We start from the raw sequence: 265 nt of genomic DNA, 5'->3' as shown, positions 1-265 counted from the left end.
CCTGGCCAGCTGGAACAGGAACACGGCCAGCACCGCCACCAGCACCGGGGTCCAGTGGGTATTGAGGACCACGCGGTAGCCCTCCAGCTGCAGCTGCATGCCCAGCAGCGGGATGGTCAGTACGGCGGTCACCAGCGCCGCCGCCACGGCATTCTTGAAAGTCTCAGGCATCACGCCTCCTTGAATATGTCGTTGTCCGTCGAGCCGTGCGGGCTCAGACCTTTTCGATGTCGGGCTTGCCCAACAGGCCCGTGGGACGGAACAG

The 265-nt window shown here is 64.5% G+C and carries 1 protein-coding gene; it reads right to left on the bottom strand.

Translation table 11 applies throughout. The features are described 5' to 3' along the window. Positions 1 to 171 (bottom strand): DUF3382 domain-containing protein (locus tag ACZ3HH_RS30320; protein ID WP_465810309.1); only part of this gene is annotated, 171 nt, incomplete at its 3' end. Positions 172 to 265: the final 94 nt, after the last annotated feature.

The sequence above is a fragment of the Pseudomonas sp. PME37.24/025 genome, from assembly GCF_055556615.1.
The sequence above is the reverse complement of the archived record's forward strand: the minus strand, read 5'-3'. Positions and strand labels throughout refer to the sequence as shown.